We start from the raw sequence: 19,008 nt of genomic DNA, 5'->3' as shown, positions 1-19,008 counted from the left end.
GAGGGTTGAAATTGGGTCGCGCGATCGGCGGCACTCCGCGTATCAAGGCGAAATGGTCGAAACGCCCCACGGGGATGAGCCGCTCACGATCCGCACGCTGACCGACGCGGATCTGCCCGCGTTCAGTGAGGTGCTCGCGAGTGCCTTTCTGATCGATCCCAGCGAGGAGTTCCTCGTCGAGGAACGCACCGTGTTCGAGCCGTCGCGCAGCCACGCGGTGTTCGACGGCGGGACCATGATCGGCACCGGGCAGCTCCTGAGCCGCCGCGTCGTCCTGCCCGGTGGCGGCCCGGCGCCTGCCGGGGCGGTGACGTCGATCGGGGTCGCGCCGGGACAGCGCAGGAGGGGTGTGCTGAGCCTGATCATGCGTGCCCAGCTGGAACTCCTGCACGAGGCGGGAGAGTCGCTGGCGATCCTGTGGGCGTCCGAGGGCGGGATCTACGGGCGGTTCGGGTACGGGCTCGGCACGCAGGTCACCCGGGTGGCCCTGCCGCGCGGCGCCCGGTTCCGCCGCGACGTTGCGGTCGATCCTGCGCCGGTTCGTGAACTGCCGCGCGAGCGGGCGCTGCCGCTCATCCGCGACCTCTATGACCAGGTGTGGCACACCCGCGCGGGTCACCTCGACCGCACCGGCGCCGCCTGGGAGTACCACCTGTTCGACGGGCAGGAGCGGCGCCACGGTCAGACCGGGTACCGGTTCGCGGTCCACCCGCAGGCGTACGCCGTGTACCGCGCGAAGCCGGACTGGCAGGAGCGCGGCCCGCGCTCGACGGTGAACGTGCACACGCTGGCGGCCACGACACCGGCGGCGTACGCGGCGATCCTGCGGTACCTGCTGGACATCGACCTCGTCGGCGAGGTGGTGTTGCGGCTGGGCGCCGACGAGCCGCTGGTGCACATGCTCGCCGACCCGCGCGCGGCCGTGCGCACGACGGTCGACGGGCTCTGGGTGCGCCTGGTCGAGGTGGACCGGGCGCTGATGGCCAGACGGTTCCTGGTCCCACTCGACCTGGTGCTGGAGGTGGGCGACGAACTGTGCCCGTGGAACGCAGGCCGGTGGCGGCTGGCGGCCGGGCCGGACGGGCGGGCCGAGGTCACCCGCACCGACGCTCCCGCCGACCTGGCGCTGGACGTGTCCACACTGGGCGCGGCGTTCCTCGGCGGGACCCGGCTGAGCACGCTGGCAGGCGCGGGCCGGGTTCGCGAATGCCGCCCAGGAGCGCTGGCCAGGGCGTCGCTGGCCTTCCTGCACGACGAGGAGCCGTCCTGCCTCGAGTTGTTCTGAGGAGACTGGGCAGTGTCAGGGGTCGGCATCGGGTTCCGGTGCGTCGACGGTGCGTGGTGCCACGTGGTCGGGCAGGTCGGAGGGCGGCGTCGCGGCCCCGCCGCGGATGAGCCGGCCAAGGCGCGCTTCGTCCTGGGCGAGCACCAGACCCACGATGGCCGCGCCGAGGTAGCAGAACGAAAGGATGTACAGCCAGCCGATGTAGGTGAACGCCAGCCCGATCGTGCCGTACCGGTCGGCGCTCACCTGGAGGGCGTGCGGCAGGTACAGGGAGCCTGCCGGGCGGACGATGAGCATCGCGGCCCCGAAGACGACGGCGCCGGGCAGCAACAGGCGGGCTGGCACCCGGCGGGCCAGCAGGATCCAGGGCAGCGCGATGGCCAGCGCGCTGTCCGCGACCAGCGTCAGTGCCGGCGTGGCGAGGTGTGGCAGCGGCGCCCTGCCGCCCACCCAGATCAGCACGCGAACGACGACGACGTACAGGGTCAGCAGGATCACCGCGATCAGCAACCGCCAGGCGCCCCGCAGGCTGCGCCGAGGGGTCGGTAGCGCCCAGAGCGTCCCGTACGTGCGGATCATCGCACGGGCCAGGCTCGTCGACGAGACCAGCACGATCATGGCACCGAGCACCCCGAACGAGCTGAAGCCGGCACCACTGGCCAGCGCCTCGTCCATGACGCGCCGGGTCCTTTCCGGCAGGTCGACCGCGTCGGCCACCCGGTCGCCGTGCTCTCGCCCGAGAAACACGGCCGCCATGATGAGCAGCGGGAAGATCGAGGTGAACAGCTGGGCCGCGAGGGTCATCGAGCGGTCGAACAGTTCCATGCGGACGAACGTGGCCCCGGTGCGCAACAGGATCCGGCCGGGCCAGTGCGACATGATCCACTGGACGGCGGGCAGCAGCCGGCGTGGGACCCGGTCGAGTGTCTTCGACCAGCGGGGCTGCTCGGCGCTCACGGGTGGTTCGCCTCCTTGCTGAGCACCACTCTCGAGGTGTCTGCCGGTCGCGGCGACTCGATCATGGCTCCACCGGCCTGCGCACCGAATTCCGGTTCGGGTCGGAGCAGGCCGATGGAACAGGCACCGTACGCGGTCGCGGGTCCGCGCCTGTCACCCTCGCCGGGTGATGGCGGGCCCGATTGCCTGGTGACAGAGTGCGGGGGCGTCGCAGACGAGCATCGCGCGGGTGAGATCCCGAGGCACATCAGAACGGTCGAGAAGGTGCGACTCCATGACCAGCGAACCGAGCGCCAGCGGAGCCAAACCGGTATCGGGCCGTTCACAGCGGCTGCTCGCGCTTCTGCTGTCCATGGCGATGTTCGTTCTCGTCGTCGACACCTCCCTGATGAACGTCTCGATATCGGCGGTGGTCGAGGATCTTGGTACGACCGTCAGCGGCGTCCAGTCGGCTATCGCGCTCGAGGCGCTGGTATCCGCCGCGTTCATCCTCATCGGTGGCAAGATCGGCGATCTCATCGGCCGCAAGCGGGCCTATGTACTGGGCCTGATCGGGTACGCCATCGGCGCCACCGCGATGACATTCGCCCAAAGTCTGCTCGCGGTGGTCATCTTCTGGGCGGTGCTGGGTGGCATCGGCGCTTCGCTCCTGCTGCCTGCCATGCAGTCCCTCATCCACGGCAACTTCGAGGGAGCGGCGCAGAAGAAGGTCTATGCCCTGGTGGGAGCCGCGGCGGCGATCGCGGCAGCGGTCGGGCCGTTGCTCGGCGGCTTTATCACCACCTTCCTTTCGTGGCGCATAGGGTTCACTCTCGAGGTCGTCATCATCGCGGTCGTGTTGTCCGGCATCCGGCTCGTCCGCGACGTGCCCTACACCGGAGCACGGGGTATCGACTTCGCCGGTGCGATCCTGTCGATCCTTGGCATGGGCGGAATCGTGCTGGGCATCCTGGTGTGGCAGGAAGGCGGCGAGTCCGTCGCCGCGGTCCTGGCGACCGGTGTGATCGCGTTGGCCGCGCTGGTCTACTGGCTCGTCCGGCGCAAGCGCCGGGAAAAGCCGACATTGCTGGACCCGGATCTGTTCAGGTCCAAGATGTTCAGGTCGGGGATCTCCCAGCAGATGCTCCAGCAGATCGCACTGGGCGGCACGATGATCGCGCTGCCCATCTACCTGCAGATGGTGCTCGAGTACAACGCGCTGCAGGCGGGTCTCTCCCTCGCCCCGCTCTCGCTCAGCATGTTCGGCACGGCGTTGCTCGCGGGGAAGGTCGCGGCGAACAGACGGCCGAGCGGCCTGATCCGTCTGGGCTTCGCCCTGCTCACCCTCGGACTGGTCCTGCTGGTCCCGATCGTGCCACGGGCCGAGTTCGGCTGGGCACTCCTGATCCCGCTGCTGATCGCGGGCACGGGGCTGGGATTGCTGGTGTCCCAGCTCAACAACTACACGCTCTCCCCGATCACGGAGGAGCGGGTCAGTGAGGCCGCCAGCGTCAACTCGGCAGCGGGGTCGTTCGGACTGTCGTTCGGGTTGGCGTTCGCCGGCGCCATCCTGCTGGCAACGCTCTCCTGGAGCTTCACCGGTTTGGCAGGGGAGAGCCCGGTGCTGTCGTCGGCCGAACAGCAGCGCGTGTCGCGGGTGCTGGAGGAGGACGCGGAAGTGATGAGCAATACGCGTCTCGACGAGTTGCTCGCGGACCAGCCTCAGAACATCCGCGACGAGATCGTCCGCATCAACACGGAAGCACGGCCGGTCGCGCTGCAGGTGGCACTTCTCGTGCCGATCCTCGCCGGTCTCATCGGGTTGTTCAACTCGTTCCGCATGATGCGCCTACCGGATCCCGCCCCGTCCAAGCCCGGCGGAGAGACCGTCCTCGGTTGACCCGTGTCGGTGCTCAGCTCGGATTCCCTCCTTGCAGGACGATGATCGACCTGGGGTGGACGGTGATGTGGTCGCCGGGGGACAGCGGTGCGGCCAGGGAGAAGCCGGTCGGTTCGTAGGTGTCGATCGTGGGGGTCCAGGCCTGGTCCGGCCGGGTCTCGGGGACGGCGAAGTCCAGCGGTTCCCACCAGGCGTTGACGAGGATGAGGAAGTCGTCGTCGGTGAGCAGCGTGCCGTCGTCGGCGAGGTCGGGGTCGTCGGCGCCGTCCACGTACAGCGCCACGCTGCGGGTGGCAGGGTCGTTCCAGTCCGCGTCGGTCATCCGCGCACCGCCCGGGGTGAACCACCGCAGCTCCTCGGCCGCCACGCCGGTGAGGAAGCGGCGGCGCCGGAACACCGGGTGCGCCCCGCGCAGCGCGATGAGTGTCCTGGTGAACTCGGTGAGCTGCTTGTCGGTGGCCGACCAGTCATACCAGCTGAGCGGGTTGTCCTGGCAGTAGGCGTTGTTGTTGCCCCGCTGCGTTCGGCCGAGCTCGTCGCCGCCGAGGAGCATCGGCACGCCGAACGACAGGAACAGCGTGGTGAGCATGGCGCGGCGCTGCCTGGCACGCAGGTCGAGGATGTCGGGATCGGTGGTTGGGCCCTCCGCTCCGCAGTTCCACGACCGGTTGTCGTCGTTCCCGTCGCGGTTGTCCTCGCCGTTGGCGTCGTTGTGCTTGCCGTTGTAGGAGACCAGATCGGCCATCGTGAACCCGTCGTGCACGGTGATCAGGTTGATCGATGCGGTCGGCCTGCGGCCGTCCGCACCGTACAGATCGGACGAGCCGCAGAAGCGACGGGCGAAGTCGTCGATCAGGCCGTCATGGCTGCGCCAGAAGTCACGCATCACGTCGCGGTAGCTGCCGTTCCACTCGCTCCACAGCGCTGGGAACTGACCGAGGTCGTAGCCGCCGGGACCGATGTCCCACGGCTCGGCGATCAGCTTGGCCCTCGACACGACCGGGTCCTGCGCCACGAGGTCGAAGAACGCCGCCATCCGGTCGAAGGCACCGTCCTCGCGGGCCAGGGTGGGCGCCAGGTCGAAGCGGAACCCGTCCACGCGCATCTCGGTCAGCCAGTAGCGCAGTGAGTCCATGATCAGCTGCAGGCTGAACGGGTTGTCGGCGTTGAGCGAGTTGCCGACGCCGGTGGTGTCCACGTAGTACCGGGGGTCGTCGGGACGCAGCCGGTAGTAGGCCGGGTTGTGCAGCCCTCGGTGACTCAGCGTCGGGCCGAGGTGGTTGCCCTCGGCGGTGTGGTTGAACACCACGTCGAGGATGACCTCGAGGCCGGCGCGGTGCAGCGTGTCGACCATCGCCTGGAACTCGGCGACCTGCCCACCGCGCCGCCCGGCCTGGACCTCGGCGGAGTAGCCCGCGTGCGGTGCGAAGAACCCGATCGTGTTGTAGCCCCAGTAGTTGGACAACCCCCTGTCGATGAGGAAACCCTCGGACACGTTGTGGTGCACCGGAAGCAACTCCACCGAGGTCACCCCGAGATCGACGAGGTGTGCGACCGCGGCCTCGTGGGCGAGCCCGGCGTAGGTGCCGCGAAGCTCGTCGGGCACCGAGGGGTGGGCCGCGGTGAAGCCCTTGACGTGGACCTCGTAGATGACCGTGTCAGCGGTGGCGATGTGCGGCCGGGGACTGTCGCGCCAGTCGAACGACGTGTCCATCACCAGGCCGAGGGGCACGTGCCCGGCCGAGTCCAGCGTGCTCGCGGTCTCCTGGTTGCCGACGGCGTACCCGAGCACCTCCGGCCCGAACCGGACCAGGCCGTCGATGGCCTTGGCGTAGGGGTCGAGCAGCAGTTTCGCCGGGTTGCACCGCACGCCCCGGTTCGGGTCGTACGGACCGGTGGTGCGGTAGCCGTAGGTCTGCCCGTGCCTGACACCGGGCAGGAACCCGTGCCAGATCTCGCCGTCGCGTTCCGGCAGCACGACGTGCGTCTCCGTGCCGTCGGCGTCGACCAGGCACACCGCCACCCCGTCGGCGGCGGATGCGACGGCGAAATTGGTGCCGCCGGGTTCCGGGGTGGCGCCCAGCGGGAACGGCGTGCCGGGTAGTGCCCGCGCCGTCATCGCGGCTCCTCCAACCCGAACACGATCTCGGCGATGGACGGCACCATGCCGTGCCTGCGGCGGATCACGTCCGCGACGATCCCGGACCAGCCGGTCTGGTGTGTGGCGCCGAGACCAGCGCCGTTGTCGCCGTGGAAGTACTCGTGGAACATCAGGTTGTCCTTCCATTCCGGGTCGTGCTGCATCCGTTCGACCCCGCCGAAGCACGGCCGCCGCCCGTCCGCGTCGACGGTGAAGATCGACACCAGCCGCTCCCACAGGTCGGCGGCCACGTCGTGGAGGGTCGACTGCCTGCCGGAACCGGTCGGGTACTCGATGGTCAGATCGGCGCCGAAGAAGCGGTGGTAGCGCTCGAGGGCGTTGGTCGCGAGGTAGTTCAGCGGGAACCACACCGGTCCGCGCCAGTTGGAGTTGCCGCCGAACATCGCCGTGTTCGACTCGGCGGGCTGGTAGTCGACGGTGGACTTCACCCCGTCGATGTCGAGCGTGTACGGGTGCTCGCGATGGAACACCGACAGGGAGCGCAAACCGTGCGGCGACAGGAACTCCCCGGGGTCGAAGAGCCGGTGGAACAGGCGTGTGACCCGGTCGACGCCGACCGCGCCGAGCAGCAGCCGCCGGTTCCCTGGCCTACCGCGCAGGAACCCGGCCTCGGTGAGCTTCTCCGGATCGCGCATGCCGTGCCGCTCGAGGAAAGTGGCGAACTGCTTGCCTGCCGCGACGGCCGGATCCATGGTCTGCTCGTCGACGAACGCGACCGCCAGCATCGGGAGGATGCTGACCATGGAGTGCACCTTCACCGGCACGGCCTCGCCGTCGGGCTTGATGAGCCGGTCGTAGAACAGGCCGTCGACGTCGTCCCACAGCCCCTGCCGCTCGAGCGCGGCGCGGATCGCGGCGAAGTGCTCGAGGAACTTGTGCACCAGGTCCCGCGTTGGGCGGTGGCCAGAACGGTTCAGGATCGCCGCGATCGTGGTCATCGCCAGCGAGTACATCGCCATCCAGCCGGTGGCGTCGGACTGCTCAAGGACACAGCCGGGCGGCAGGTGCGAGCGGTCGATCGGGCCGATGTTGTCCAGCCCGAGGAAGCCGCCCTCGAACAGGTTGGACCCGTCGGCGTCCTGCCGGTTCACCCACCAGGTGAAGTTGACCAGCAACTTGTCGAACACCCGGCTGAGGAAGTCCAGGTCATGACCGCCGTCGATGGCGAACACCTCGAGCGCCGCCCACGCCTGCACCGGCGGGTTGACGTCGCCGAAGTCCCACTCGTAGGCGGGCAACGCGCCGTTGGGGTGCTGGAACCACTCCCGGCAGACCAGCAGCAACTGGTCCTTGGCGAACTCCGGGTCGACGTGGGCCAGCGCCACGCAGTGGAACGCGAGGTCCCACGACGCGAACCACGGGTACTCCCACTTGTCCGGCATGGACAAGACGTCGTAGGCGTCGAACTCGCGCCAGCGGGCATTGCGGCCGGTGAGCCGTTCGGCCGGGGGCACCGGCTGACCGAGGTCCCCGTCGAGCCACCGGGCCACGTTGTAGCCGTAGAACTGCTTGCTCCACAACATCCCGGCAAAGGCCTGGCGCATCACCATCGCTTCGTCGGCCGATGCGGCAGGCGGGGTCAGCGCGGAGTAGAACTCGTCGGCCTCGGCGCGGCGGGTCGCGACGACCCGGTCGAAGTCCTCGCCCAGCGCGGCCTCCGGTGTCGGGCCCGACCCCGATGGCCGCAACCGCAGCCGCAGCTCCACAGTGGACTTTGCTTCGACGTCGACGCGGTACCAGGCAGCGCACTTCGTGCCCCGCCGATCGGGGTTGACGCTCGCGGCCCCCGACACGACGTGGTCGTTGATGCCGTCCTTCGGATAGGGCGTCGCGTTGGGGACGTCGTAGAGATACTGGGTGTTGGTTTCGTTGTCGCAGAACAACAATGCCGGGCCGGGGGAGACGAGGAGCTCCAGTTCGCCGAGGAACGGGTGGTCGATGCGGACGGCGGCGTCACCCGCCGCGGCGAGCCACGGCCTCGGCGACTCCGGATCCCAGGTCCAGGTGTTGCGGAACCACGCGGTCGGCAGGACGTGCAGCGTCTCCCGCTCCGGACCGGCGTTGGTGATCCGCACGGACATCAGCAGGTCCGTCGGGTTCGCCTTCGCATGGCACACCTCGACGATCCAGTACCGGTCCTCGTCGAACACGCCGGTGTCGAGCAACTCGTACTCGGGGTCGTCCCTGCCGCGCCTGCCGTTCTCGGCGCGCAGGTCGTCGTAGGGGAACGCGGCCTGCGGGTAGTGGTAGCGCCAGCGGTTCCATGCATGGGTGGGCAACGCGTCGAGGTACCACCAGTAGTCCTTGACGTCCTCGCCGTGGTTGCCCTGCGGGCCGGTCAGCCCGAACGGCCGCTCCTTGAGCGCTCCGTCGCGCCCGTTCCACAGCGCGAGGGCCAGGCACAGCCGCTGCTCGTTGTCGCTGAACCCGGCCAGCCCGTCCTCACCCCACCGATACGCCCTGGACCGCGCGTCGTCGTGGGACAGGTAGCTCCAGGCATCGCCGCTCGCGCTGTAGTCCTCCCGAACCGTGCCCCACTGCCGCTCGCTCAGATACGGCCCCCACGTACGCCAGTCAATCACTGCTCGCTCCGGCGACGGCATCGGCATGATCGGCTCCCTCGGTGCGACACGGCAAGCCCGTCGACGCTAGGGCCGCCGGGACGGCTCGTCCTCACGTTTGACAGGTGAGATGGCGGGACAACGGCGTTTGTCGAAAGTGGCACATGATCATCACCTCGCACGGCATCCACGTTGACGAACGCGCGCACCTCCGCCACGATGGATGTGGATTTCCCCAGATTGCTCCCTAGGAGGCATGATGCGCGCCAGATTCCTCGGTAAAGACCCCGAGTCGCACGTAGAGCACTCGCCCACGCTGTTCGCCACGGACCGAACCGACCGCGTCACCTACATCGCTCAAGGGTGGAAGGTCACCGACCCACAGGTGCTGGCGGACGTAGGCCCCGTGCCGGACCACGAGACCCTGATCGAGATCCCAGAAGAGGTCTTGGAGTTCTACGCACGTCGCTATCTGGAGGAGGGAGAAAACTGAGCCAGCTCATCAAGCCTGGCCCCGACTTCAGGAAGCTGTTCCGGGAGTTCAAGTACACGGCGTTCCGCCTTGAAGTTCGAGATCGGTACGACGACCCGCACGAGAACGAGTCGGTTCGGAAGTTCCTCGCAGGAGAGCCCGATGACCTGGAGTGGTCGGACACTTGGCTGCAAATCGTGCGGGAAGGCCGGGCGCAGGGGCGGACGTTCTCCCGTGTCAGAGTCGTCAGCGTGCCATTGACCGACAATAGCCGGTTCGGCCTCTGGGCTTCTCAGTTTACGGTCGAGGCTGGCGAGGATATCCGCTATGTGGCTCGGCGCGATGCGATCGATCTGCCAAACCACGACTATTGGATGTTTGATTCTTGCCAGGTGGTGCGGCTGAACTTCGATGACAACTCCGTCTTCCTTGGAGCCGAATTTGTCGAGAGCCCGGTCGAGGTAGTGCAGCACAACCACTGGCGTGACGCCGCTTGGCATCAGGCAGTACGACGGGAAGATTTTGTCGCGGAATAAGGAAACCGGTGTCTCGAATGTTGATGAGGCACGCATGGCATTGGGTGGTCGACTCCGCGAGCTGCGAGTTGCTGCTGAGGTATCCGGCAAACAGCTCGCGGAGTCACTGTCGTGGCAGCCGTCGAAGGTCTCGAAGATCGAAAACGGCAAGCAGACACCGAGCAGCGACGACATCAGGGAATGGGCACGGGCCACCAATTCCGAGGACGAGACCGCCGGCCTGCTTGCGTCTCTCCACACGTTGGAGGTTCAGCGTGCCGAATGGCAGCGAGTGCTCCGCGGCGGCATCCGTCCTCGTCAGAACGCGCTCGCCGAGCTGGACCAGAAGACCCGACTGTTTCGCGTCTTCGAAGCAGGCGTGATTCCCGGCTTGCTTCAGACATCCGAATACGCTCGCGCCCGCTTCGCTGAAGCTATCCGTATCTACAAGTTGAAGAACGACATCAATGAAGCCGTAGCAGGCCGCATGAAGCGGCAGGACATATTTTACCGACCCGACAAACAATTCCACTTCGTCCTCACTGAGGCGGCGCTTCGCTTCCGAATGTGTTCGTTGCCTGTCATGCTCGGTCAGCTCGACCGGCTCGTGTCACTATCGGCGTTGCCGAACGTCAAGCTCGGCATCATTGGATTCGAGACCCAGTACACGGCCTCGCCGTGGCACGGCTTTTGGATTTTTGACGATGAGAAGGTGTTGGTTGAAACCTTTTCGGCCGGGCTGAACCTTCCGCAGCCGGAAGAAATCGAGCTGTACAGCACGATCTTCAACGAATTGGCCTCAGTTGCCAGCTACGGCCGAGCGGCCCGCGCCGTCATCACCCGTGTCATAGACGACCTCTCCAAGCAGTCTCCCGCCCAGTAGCGCCCTATTGCGCCGTTTCCGCAACATTTTTCCCGTTGCGAGCAATTCCGAGCAACAGTACACCGACGCCATCTTCATCTTCGACCGCAGCAACACCACGGCCGCCCGCGTGCTGGCCGAGGAGTACGGCGGCGGCTGTGTCTGGTCGAAGGAAGGTGTAGATCTCCAGGAAGTCGTCTACGACATCCTCGGCCTGCCCGAACCAGGAACGCCCGGAGCGCCGAACCTCGTCAAACGCTCCAGCCTGCTGTGGACACCAACGTGAGCGCCCTGCGGCACGGGGGTCCGGACCAGGCCGCGAGACCCGGTCGGCGAGTCAGTGTCAGATGCGTCGGGCGGCGCGCCAGCCGCGTGAGTACATGCCGCCGTCGTCGAGTAGTGAGGTGCCGCCGAGGTCGCCGAAGGTCGGGCCGTTCGCTCGTTCCCGGCTCGACATGAACCGGTAGTGCCCCGCCGAGTCGATGCCGACGAAGATGCCGACATGGTCGAGTTCGTCCTCGCCGCCCTCGACCTCGAAGAACACCAGGTCGCCCGGCTGCAGCGCGTCGTAGTCGGTGACCCTGGCGCGGGTGTTGGGGATCAGTGCGACCCCCGGGCCGCGCTCGGCGATGGCCCACGCACGCCGAGGCAGGCCGGGGCCCGGATCGTTGGTGCCGAGCAACGGGTAGCCGAGCCGGTAGCCGTAGACCATCCGTGCGAAGCCGGAACAGTCGAGGGCGCCCGTGTGTGCCGGTTTGGGCGCCTTCCTTCCCGTGTCCGGGAACGAATAGGTGACGCCGAGGTAGTCGAGGAAGTCGGACTGCTCCAGCCGCGCGTAGCCCGACGGTGCGACCGGGCCGAAGATCGCGTCGCCGCGGAACCGCAGGCCCTCGGCGTCTGCCTCCTCCTTGGCGCCGTCGGCGTACTGCATCGCGACGGCGAACACGTCGGGACCGGTGTCCTTCCTCGCCTGCTCGAACCACGGGCCGAACCACGCGGCCTTCTCCGCGCCGGGTGCCCATGCCTGTGGCGCGAGCCGGACCCAGGTCGTCGTGGTGATCGTCGCCTCGGTGAACCTCGGCTCGGTGAACGTCCTCGCCGGGCCGGTCAGCGCGACGGTCCTGGCGCCGTCGGTGAACGTGGCGACCACCGCTCCCGACGGGTCCCGCACCACGGTCCGTCCCGGGTTCTCCAGCCGGTCGAAGCGCGGGCCATCGGCCACCGGTGCCACCGGTGCCGCGGTGCCACCGTCCTTGATCGCCACCGCGGTCGCCGACGGTGCGGCCTCGGCCTCGCCGGTCGTCTGCTGACGGGCGAACTGCACGACTCCGAACCCGCTCAGCCCGATCACCGCGAGCACAACACAGGTCCGCAGGGCCCTGCGGGAGCCCTGCCTGCTGGGTTCGGTCCGTAGCTCAGCGCGTGCCATGCCCTCACGCACGTCCGCGCCGCGGGGTTGGTTCAAATCGCGGGCACCAGCCCGATGAGCACCCCGCTGGCCAGCACGCCGTAGCTGGCGAAGCTGACCGTGCCGGTGGCGAGCAACGTCGACACCGGTGGCTGCCGCACGAGCTGGTAGGCGATCAGCCCCGGCACGACGAAGCCGAGTGTCTGGTGGGCGAACAGCAGCGGATAGTCCCGCTGGATCAACAGGAACAGCGTGCTCTGGAACAGCACGCCGGTGAGGACGACCGCGGCGAACAGGCGCTTGCCGTAGAGGATCACCGCCCGCTGCAGCAGTTTGCTCGCACCGAAGGTGAGCGCGGTCATCAACACCACGATGGCCGCCCGCCGGTAGTCCTCGACGAGGGTCAGCGCCACCCAGCCCGGGGTGATCATCCCGCCGGGGGACAGGTTGGTGGTCAGGTAGCACACCAGCGAGAACAGCAACCCGATGGCCAGACCGAGGGTCGCTACCTCGGCCGGCAGGCCGTAGTCGATCACGACTCGTGCCCGGGCTGGATGCGGGGCAGCGGCTGCGTCACGTGCGTACCCGCCTTCGGTAGCCGCCCCCCGGTTGGCACATCCCCGCCGGGGACGTGCTCCGATCGCGGGTGCGGGGTCGGCCGGGCCTCTTCCCGGTCGCGTGGCGCGGGCACGTCCGACGCGGCGGCCACCGGCAGCGTGTCGAGCTGTTCTAGCAACAGCTCGCCCTGGCCGTGGATGTTGCCGATGGCGACGAGGGAGGCATGTTCGTCGATCCCGTCCACGATCTCGTCGACGAGCTCGGTCGCGTCGCGGGTGCCGCCGAGGTCGACGATCGTGTCGTGCCACTTCTGAGGGATGGCCACCTTCGCACTGCGCGTCGGGGCGCCGATCAGCACGACCCGCTCCGGCTCGATGTCGGCGACGAGCGCGCCCATCTGGCCGTTGCGCTCCACCCGGTCCGGCCGGCAGTTGATGACCAGGTGCAACGGCCGCTCGATGCCGCCGGATGCGAGGAGGCGCCGCACGTTCATCAGCGTCGACTGGGGATCGTTGGCCGCGAACACGTTGGCGACGCGGAGCAGCTTGCCGTCCGCCAGGTACCGCTTGACCTCGAGCACGCCGGGATCGGGCGGCGCGGCCCACATGCCCGCGAGCGCCGATGCGCGGTTGACCCCGAGCAGCTCGGCGACCGTGAGCGCGATCGCGACGTTCTCCTTGAACGTGATCCAGGTGAACCCGGCCATGTCCTCGTCGGTGACCGCGTCGGGGCGCACGAGGTACAGCGCGCAGTCGCGGCGCGCGGCCTCGCGTTTGAGCAGCGGCAACCGCTCCTGCTCCGCGGTCACGCACACCCCGCCGACCGGCATCGTCCTGGAGAGCGATCTCGCGACGTCGTCGAGGGTCGGGCCCATCTCGGCGAGGTGGTCCTCGCGGACGTTGCACAGCACACCGATGTTCGAGTGGATCAGCTTGTCCTGGCTGATCTCCTGCAGGTCCGGCATGACCGCCATGCACTCGATGACCAGCGCGTCCGGCCGGTATGCCGATGCCCGCCGGACGATGCCGATCTGCTCGATCACGTTCGCGATCCCGAACTTGCGGTAGACCGGTTCCTCGCTGGCATCCGGGTGGATGAACCGGGCCGCGGTGCCGGTCGTCTTCGCGACGGTGACGAGACCGCCGCCGCGCAGCGCACCCGCGCACAGCCGGGTGATCGAGCTCTTGCCGCGAATTCCGTTGATCATGATTCGGTGTGGGATCCGGTTCAGGTTGGCGTAGTGGCGGCGTTGTTCGATGAGGCCGCCGAGCAGCAGCAGCACGCAGCTGCCGAGCAGCACGCAGTACAGGAAGACCATCAGCCGCCTCGCCGGACACGGGACGGGCGCGGGCTCGGCCGTGCCGGTCCGGGTGTCGCCTGGCGGGCGGGTTGCTCACTGCCACGGCGTGGCGCGGAGGGCACCGCGGCGATCAGCTGGGTGGCGTCGGTCGCAGCGCCGCTCGGCCTGCGAACGCCACCGAGCCTGCGCACCCCCTCGGTCATGGCCTGCCTGCAGATCTCCAGGCAGGAGGCGATCGTGCCGATCTGGTCCTGGTGCTGCGGGTAGATGACCGATCGGTGCCGGCCAGCGACGATCTCGTCGGCCGCCGCGGCCACGCGGCGCAGCGGCCGGATCAGCAACAGGTACTGCCAGCCGAACAGCAGCAGCGCGAGGAGCGCGGCGACCAGCGCGGCGACCATGGCGTTGCGCCGCAGCTCGTTGCCGGGCAACGCGAGATCGGTGACCGGCTGCTCGGCGACGACGGTCCACCCCAGCTTGCCGCTCGCCCCGCCGCGCAGGGCGGCCGACACGAGGACGGCCCGGCCGTCCGTGCCCTCCTGTGTTCTGGCGACCGGATCGCCCTTCCCGGCCTCGATGGCGCTGTCCCGCAGCTCGGCGCCGAGATCGGCGAAGGCGACGAAGCCGTCCGTGGCCGCGATCGTGCGCAGATCCTTGTCGACCAGCTGGACCGAGCCCGGCGCGCGACCGAGCAGCCTGCCGATGTGGTCCAGGTCGAACTCACCGACGAGCGCCTGGCCGTTCGCCATCGGCGCGGAGGCGAACAGCACGGGCACCGGAGCGGTTCCTTCCCGCAGGCGAAGGCCGGGCTCGGCAGGCAGCGGCTCTGCCGTGCGCAACGGTGGGCGCCCGACCACGGAGGAGGTGGCGCCGGACTGGTCGACCAGGTACACGCTGCGGTACCGGGACTGCCCGGCGACCAGCTCGTCGAGGCTCGACCGAACGTCGGCCGGGCCTCGGCCGCCGGTGAGCGAGGCGAACGAGGTCAGGTCGGCGAGCCCGTCGTTGAGGCTGCGCCGCAGGGCCTCCGTCGCCGCCGCCGTCTGGTTGCGGGCGCTGGTCACCACCGCGCCTGGCACGTCGACGTCCCCGCTGCCGACGGTCAACAGCACGCCTGCCGACCAGCCGAGCACGGCAGCGGCGGTGAGCCCGGTCGCGACCCAGGTGGCCATCCCCGTGCGCCGCTGTTCGCGGGGACGTGCCGGTGTGCCGCCCAGCTCCGCGCGGCACTGTTCGAACGCGGCGGCGATCCGGTCGACTTCGCGGGTCCTCGATCGCCGGACGCGCGTCGTCATCAGCCTGCCCTCCGCGATGAAGAGCGCGTCGGTCCGCAATCGCCGGATCGGGTTGACCAGCACTCGCCGGAGGACGAGGAAACCGAACACGGCCACGCAGCCGAGCGCGACCGAGGGCACGATGCCGTCGCCACCCGGTCCCGCTTCGGTGACCGGGGCACGCACCACCGACACCACGGCGAGGCCGAGCGTCCCGTCCACCTGGGAGGACGACACGGGGGAGTACACGACCGTCGGCTGCTCCGTGCCGCCCTTCGGGCCGGTGACCGACTTGCCGGTCAGGTTGCCGTACTCGCCGACCGCCGCGGCGGCACTGGCCAGCTCGATCAACCGGCTGACATCCGCGTCGGCCGGCGTCGGCGGGGCGCCGCGCGAGTCGATCACCTGACCGGTGCTCGTGGTGAGCAGCAGCGTCTCACGGAGGTCGCCGCCGATCGTGGTGTTCGGGAGCCGGCTGCCACGCGCGGCGACGAGCAGCTTGGCGTCGGGCAGCGCCTCGGCCACGACCACCCGCAGCGTGCCGTCGGCGCCGACGACCGGGGTGACGATCGTGCTGGTCACGGTCTTGGGGAGCGACTGCACCGGGACGGGTTCACCCCCGGACGCGACCAGCGCGCGGGTGTCAGCGTCGAGCACGGCCGCCCCGCGCCAGTTCCCGTTCCGCAACAGCCTCGCCAGCACCTCGTCCGGCGTGGCCGCGGGCACGGCCGTCACCGCGTGGAGGTCCGCGATGCCCTGGCTGGCCGAGGCGCCGATGGCCGAACCGGCGCCTCTGACGAGCTGCGCCTGGGACTCGGCGATGGCCGAGGGCACCGTGCCGGACTCGCGGCCGTCGAGCAGCACCGCGCACAGCCCGGCGTGCAGCAGCAACAGGATGAGCACGGTGACCGACGGGGTGGTGACCCCCGACGGAAAGCCGCTCTCCGGCAGCTGGTCGGTCAGTGCGCGCCCCGGTTTGGGGCGCCGCGGTCGTCGGGCTCGGCCTGCCATAGTTGCGCGTTTCATCCTGATCCGTGCTCGGGGGCGTCGTGATCTATACGTACGGCGACCCCGAAGCGGTTCGGTCCAGTATTCGGCGCCGCCCCCTACACTCCGCGTCGATGAGAGGACTCCTTCGACAGCCTGTCCTGTGGGTCACCCTCGGCGCCGTGCTCGTCGCGGGCACGTTCCTCGTCGTCGCCGCGAACGAGGACGAGCCCCGCCCGGCCCAGGGGAGCGAGGCCACCCCGGCCGCCGACCTCGGCACGGAGGTCCGCCGGTTCGCCGCCGGTCTCGACGACGACGCGCCCTACCGGCCACCCGGGTCCGCGGAACGGCGGCGGCTGCTGTCGGCGCTGCGGGCTCTCGAGGCGGGGGAGCCGGCGCACGCGGCGGACGAGGCACGCGAGCTGGGGTACACGGTGCGGACCGGGGTCGACGAGAAGACCGGCAGGCCGTTCGGGCTCGCGGTCAACCCGGCGGACGAGCGCGGTTGGGGCTGGTACCTGGTCGACCTGTCCGCGCCGGTCCGGCTGGCGATCGAGGTGCCCCATCCCGGCTCCGACCTGCACACGGAGGAGATCGGGTTGGCGCTGTACCAGGCGGTGCCGGGCTCGGTCCTGGCGGTCGCGGGCACCCACCGGCGAGTCGGCGACGACGCGGGCGACGTCGCGCACCGCACCGACTCGATGTTCCATGCCGTGGCGGGCGAGTTCGCCGAGCGTGGCCTGCCCCAGGTCCAGTTGCACGGCTTTCACGACGACAACCTGCCGGACGCGGACGTGGTGGTCTCACCGGGCGCCGGCGACGCGGGCGACACCGTCCGCCGGGTCGCGGAGGGGATCGACGACGAGGACTTCCAGGTGTGCCGCTCCTGGCGGCGGGACTGTGGCCGGCTGGAGGGCACCACCAACGAGCAGGGCCGCGACGCGGACCGGCAGGACACGCCGTTCGTGCACGTGGAGATCAGCCGCAGCGTGCGTGACGACCACGACGCCTGGTCGTCACTGGTGCGCGCGATGGCCGAGTCCGGCCTGGGCAAGGACTGACCCGGGCCAGGGACTCATTCGCGGGGGTAGAGATCGAGCACGCCGCCGTCGAGGTTCGTGAGGAGGTAGGCGACGCCGTAGTCGTCGCTGAGATACAGCTTCATCGACGGGGTGCCGTCGATGATGTCGGTGTCCACGACCACGTAGCGCAGGGTGGGCTTGTCGATGCCCAGGTCCTTCTCCGCCTGCTCCCACAAGCCGGGCAGCGCGTCCCAGTTGACCACGTTGAGGTCGAGCACGGCACGGTCGGCGTCCACCGTGTCCGGCCCCACCTTGGTGGCGGTGCCGTCGCTGTACTCGAAGTCGTCGAAGCCGTTCTTCACCGCAGGGGAAGGCGCGGTCGCTATCGCGCGGTCCGGATAGAGGGTCAGCTCGGAGACCAGGCCGGTGCCCATCACCTCGCTCAGCGCGTTCACCGCTTTACGCGCGCCTGCCGGGGTGAGCAGGTCCTCCTGCTGTGCTGCGGTCGTCTCCGTGGTCGTCTCCGTCGGCGGCGGGCCGGCGGACCCGTTGATGTTCGGCAGGGTGGCGACCTGCGTGCCCTGCGAGCCTGTGCCGGTGTCCGACGGGTCGTCCTTCGAGCCAAGGTTGGGGATGACCACCAGCGCGGCCACGACGACCAGCGCCACCGCGGTCAGCGAGAACACCACGGGACCGACGTGCTTGCGTGCGGGCGCTGGGATCGGATGGGGGTGCTGGTAGGCGGGGTACTGCTGCTGGTGCCACGGCCCGCTGGACGGTGCGGGGAACGCGGGCCCGGCCGGGGTTGGCGGCCCGAGCGGCCCGACCGGCCCTTGCTCGGCAGCCGCGAGCATCCGGTCGAGCTGCTCGCCGGTGGGCCGGGCGGCGGGCTCGGGAACGAGGACCGCGCTGAGGGCGTGGCCGAGCGCGCCCGCGCGCCGTGGCGGCGGGACCGGCTCGGTCATCACCGCGGCGAGGGTGGCCATCGTGGTCGCGCGGCGCATCGGGTTGTAGCCCTCGACGGCCACGTACAGCAGCATCGCGAGTGACCAGAAGTCCGACGCGGTCTTGGTCTCGTCGCCGAGCAGCCGCTCCGGCGCGATGTACTCCGGGGAGCCGATCAACTCGCCGGTCGCGGTGAGCTGGGCGGAGTCGTGCAGAGCGGCGATACCGAAGTCCGTGAGCACGGCGCTGCCGTCCGGTCGCAGCAGGACGTTGCCCGGCTTGACGTCGCGGTGCAGGATGCCTGCCGCGTGCGCCGCGCGCAGCGCCCCGAGCACGTCCCGCCCGATGCGGGCGGCCTCCGCCGGCGCGAGCGCGCCGTCGTGGAGCCGGGCGTCCAGCGGCATGCCGCGGACCAGCTCCATGACGATCCACGGGTACGGCGAGTCGTCCGAGTCGATGATCTGGTAGATCGACACGACGTTCGGGTGCTGCAGCCGGGCGAGCGCACGGGACTCGCGCAGCACGCGCTCCCGCTGCTGGGCGGCCAGCGCGGGGTTGTTCTCGAACAGCGCGGCGTCGGCCGGGCGCACCTCTTTGATGGCGACCTCGCGGTGCAGGCCCACGTCACGGGCGCGCCACACCGTTCCCATCCCACCGCTGCCCAGCCGCTCAAGCAGCTCGAACCGGCCGTCCACGACGAGCCCGGTCCGTCCTCGCTCTGACACCGCGCACACGCTAGCAACCAGGTCGGCGGCCGGCGGCCCGGGAGTACTACTTGTGCCCCGTCAAGGCGAAGAGGGCACGTTTCTCCACGGCCCAGGC

15 protein-coding genes are annotated in these 19,008 nt (G+C 69.4%); 7 read left to right on the top strand and 8 right to left on the bottom strand.

Features of this window, described 5'->3' with window-relative positions; all coding sequences use genetic code 11:
- Positions 1-52: 52 nt before the first annotated feature.
- Positions 53-1,285 carry a GNAT family N-acetyltransferase gene (locus tag WBA97_RS06495; protein WP_424229782.1) on the top strand — a complete coding sequence of 411 codons (1,233 nt, stop codon included), beginning with the start codon at positions 53-55 and terminating at the stop codon, positions 1,283-1,285.
- Positions 1,286-1,300: 15 nt separating this feature from the next.
- On the opposite strand, the gene WBA97_RS06490 is transcribed toward WBA97_RS06495, so the two are convergent.
- Positions 1,301-2,242: a YhjD/YihY/BrkB family envelope integrity protein gene (locus tag WBA97_RS06490; RefSeq protein WP_424229781.1), complete on the bottom strand. Its 942-nt coding sequence runs from the start codon at positions 2,240-2,242 to the stop codon at positions 1,301-1,303.
- Between the two features lie 274 nt (positions 2,243-2,516).
- Between WBA97_RS06490 and WBA97_RS06485 the strand changes: the two genes are divergently transcribed.
- Positions 2,517-4,121: an MFS transporter gene (locus WBA97_RS06485; RefSeq protein ID WP_424229780.1), complete on the top strand. Its 1,605-nt coding sequence runs from the start codon at positions 2,517-2,519 to the stop codon at positions 4,119-4,121.
- 13 nt (positions 4,122-4,134) lie between these two features.
- Here WBA97_RS06485 and glgX read toward each other — a convergent pair whose 3' ends face one another.
- Positions 4,135-6,240: a glycogen debranching protein GlgX gene (glgX, locus tag WBA97_RS06480; protein WP_424229779.1), complete on the bottom strand. Its 2,106-nt coding sequence runs from the start codon at positions 6,238-6,240 to the stop codon at positions 4,135-4,137.
- Entirely contained in the window at positions 6,237-8,864 is a 2,628-nt protein-coding gene (locus tag WBA97_RS06475; protein WP_424229778.1) for an MGH1-like glycoside hydrolase domain-containing protein, read from the bottom strand. Before WBA97_RS06475 ends, glgX begins: the two co-directional genes overlap by 4 nt.
- 235 nt (positions 8,865-9,099) lie before the next feature.
- On the opposite strand from WBA97_RS06475, the gene WBA97_RS06470 reads away from it, so the two are divergent.
- From WBA97_RS06470 to WBA97_RS06455, 4 genes are read left to right on the top strand one after another with little or no spacing between them, the layout of a single operon-like run.
- Positions 9,100-9,336, top strand: a complete 237-nt coding sequence (locus WBA97_RS06470) for a hypothetical protein (RefSeq protein ID WP_424229777.1) — start codon at positions 9,100-9,102, stop codon at positions 9,334-9,336.
- Positions 9,333-9,851, top strand: a complete 519-nt coding sequence (locus WBA97_RS06465) for a DUF6879 family protein (RefSeq protein ID WP_424229819.1) — start codon at positions 9,333-9,335, stop codon at positions 9,849-9,851. Before WBA97_RS06470 ends, WBA97_RS06465 begins: the two co-directional genes overlap by 4 nt.
- Positions 9,799-10,713, top strand: a complete 915-nt coding sequence (locus tag WBA97_RS06460; protein ID WP_424229776.1) for a helix-turn-helix domain-containing protein — start codon at positions 9,799-9,801, stop codon at positions 10,711-10,713. The genes WBA97_RS06465 and WBA97_RS06460 overlap by 53 nt, the downstream gene beginning before the upstream one ends.
- A gap of 7 nt (positions 10,714-10,720) precedes the next feature.
- Positions 10,721-10,978 carry a hypothetical protein gene (locus tag WBA97_RS06455; RefSeq protein WP_424229775.1) on the top strand — a complete coding sequence of 86 codons (258 nt, stop codon included), beginning with the start codon at positions 10,721-10,723 and terminating at the stop codon, positions 10,976-10,978.
- 57 nt (positions 10,979-11,035) lie between these two features.
- Here WBA97_RS06455 and WBA97_RS06450 read toward each other — a convergent pair whose 3' ends face one another.
- From WBA97_RS06450 to WBA97_RS06435, 4 genes are read right to left on the bottom strand one after another with little or no spacing between them, the layout of a single operon-like run.
- Entirely contained in the window at positions 11,036-12,157 is a 1,122-nt protein-coding gene (locus tag WBA97_RS06450; protein WP_424229774.1) for an NlpC/P60 family protein, read from the bottom strand.
- Positions 12,154-12,636 (bottom strand): poly-gamma-glutamate biosynthesis protein PgsC/CapC, encoded by a 483-nt coding sequence (locus tag WBA97_RS06445; protein WP_424229773.1) that lies wholly within the window; start codon positions 12,634-12,636, stop codon positions 12,154-12,156. The genes WBA97_RS06450 and WBA97_RS06445 overlap by 4 nt, the downstream gene beginning before the upstream one ends.
- Positions 12,633-13,976, bottom strand: coding sequence for a poly-gamma-glutamate synthase PgsB (gene pgsB / locus WBA97_RS06440; protein WP_424229772.1), 1,344 nt, complete (start codon positions 13,974-13,976; stop codon positions 12,633-12,635). Before pgsB ends, WBA97_RS06445 begins: the two co-directional genes overlap by 4 nt.
- Entirely contained in the window at positions 13,976-16,258 is a 2,283-nt protein-coding gene (locus WBA97_RS06435; RefSeq protein ID WP_424229771.1) for a hypothetical protein, read from the bottom strand. The genes pgsB and WBA97_RS06435 overlap by 1 nt, the downstream gene beginning before the upstream one ends.
- 95 nt (positions 16,259-16,353) lie before the next feature.
- Between WBA97_RS06435 and WBA97_RS06430 the strand changes: the two genes are divergently transcribed.
- Positions 16,354-17,280 carry a hypothetical protein gene (locus tag WBA97_RS06430; protein WP_424229770.1) on the top strand — a complete coding sequence of 309 codons (927 nt, stop codon included), beginning with the start codon at positions 16,354-16,356 and terminating at the stop codon, positions 17,278-17,280.
- 14 nt (positions 17,281-17,294) lie between these two features.
- Here the strand turns inward: WBA97_RS06430 and WBA97_RS06425 are convergent, their stop codons facing one another.
- Positions 17,295-18,911 (bottom strand): serine/threonine-protein kinase, encoded by a 1,617-nt coding sequence (locus WBA97_RS06425; protein ID WP_424229769.1) that lies wholly within the window; start codon positions 18,909-18,911, stop codon positions 17,295-17,297.
- Positions 18,912-19,008 lie beyond the last annotated feature (97 nt).

Source organism: Actinophytocola sp. (assembly GCF_049647105.1).
Classification (GTDB): domain Bacteria; phylum Actinomycetota; class Actinomycetes; order Mycobacteriales; family Pseudonocardiaceae; genus Actinophytocola.
The sequence above is the reverse complement of the archived record's forward strand: the minus strand, read 5'-3'. Positions and strand labels throughout refer to the sequence as shown.

Bases quoted from the DNA above. Each gene is read 5' to 3' on its own strand.
- WBA97_RS06495 (WP_424229782.1), top strand. From the start codon at position 53: ATGGTCGAAACGCCCCACGGGGATGAGCCGCTCACGATCCGCACGCTG.
- glgX (WP_424229779.1), bottom strand. From the start codon at position 6,240: ATGACGGCGCGGGCACTACCCGGCACGCCGTTCCCGCTGGGCGCCACC.
- pgsB (WP_424229772.1), bottom strand. From the start codon at position 13,976: ATGGTCTTCCTGTACTGCGTGCTGCTCGGCAGCTGCGTGCTGCTGCTG.
- WBA97_RS06470 (WP_424229777.1), top strand. From the start codon at position 9,100: ATGATGCGCGCCAGATTCCTCGGTAAAGACCCCGAGTCGCACGTAGAG.
- WBA97_RS06430 (WP_424229770.1), top strand. From the start codon at position 16,354: ATGAGAGGACTCCTTCGACAGCCTGTCCTGTGGGTCACCCTCGGCGCC.
- WBA97_RS06435 (WP_424229771.1), bottom strand. From the start codon at position 16,258: ATGAAACGCGCAACTATGGCAGGCCGAGCCCGACGACCGCGGCGCCCC.
- WBA97_RS06485 (WP_424229780.1), top strand. From the start codon at position 2,517: ATGACCAGCGAACCGAGCGCCAGCGGAGCCAAACCGGTATCGGGCCGT.